1 rRNA gene is annotated in these 263 nt (G+C 55.9%); it reads right to left on the bottom strand.

Annotated elements, in window-relative coordinates:
* Nucleotides 1-263: ribosomal RNA gene (locus tag BHE89_RS02120) — 16S ribosomal RNA — on the bottom strand; the annotation flags it as partial.

Here is a 263-nt window from a genome sequence, read left to right as displayed (position 1 = left end):
CCCCGCTGAAAGTACTTTACAACCCTAAGGCCTTCTTCATACACGCGGCATGGCTGCATCAGGCTTGCGCCCATTGTGCAATATTCCCCACTGCTGCCTCCCGTAGGAGTCTGGGCCGTGTCTCAGTCCCAGTGTGGCTGATCATCCTCTCAGACCAGCTAGAGATCGTCGCCTAGGTGAGCCATTACCCCACCTACTAGCTAATCCCATATGGTTCATCCGATAGCGCAAGGTCCGAAGAGCCCCTGCTTTGGTCCGTAGAC

The organism is Shigella sp. FC1967, assembly GCF_001743005.1.
Classification (GTDB): Bacteria; Pseudomonadota; Gammaproteobacteria; order Enterobacterales; family Enterobacteriaceae; genus Proteus.
This window is presented reverse-complemented; position numbering and strand designations above follow the sequence as displayed.